At 50.5% G+C, this 434-nt stretch carries 1 protein-coding gene; it reads left to right on the forward strand.

All coding sequences use genetic code 11. The features are described 5' to 3' along the window. On the forward strand, positions 1-434 hold a 434-nt coding region (locus AC6H04_RS07025; RefSeq protein ID WP_497571027.1), incomplete at both ends, for a hypothetical protein.

Raw genomic sequence — 434 nt, forward strand, 5'->3', positions numbered from 1 at the left:
GACGGTTCAGGTGCCATTACCCAGATTGAGAAGGACTGGCCAGATGGTGACAAGACGGTAGTTGATATCGATACGGATACCAAGGTGGTTACGGTTACTGAGACACCAAATGGTCAACCAAGCTTGACGCCTGTCACAGTTCAACCAGGTGATACTGGCGAAGCTGGCAAGACGACGGTTACGAACAACGAACCAGATGGCGTAACGTTTAAGCATGAAACGCCAAGCCTAGATTCTAACGGTAACCCAACTACTGATACGACTGGTGAAACGGTTACCACACCGGATGGCGGTCGGACTTACTTCCAGGTAACGGGTGGCGTATCCACGACCAAGGATAATTACTACACGAATACCACGACTGATGATCCAAACGGCGGTAAGACGATCACCAAGACTGACGGTTCTGGCGCCATCACTCAGATTGAGAAGGA

The organism is Secundilactobacillus sp. MJ173 (assembly GCF_059704265.1).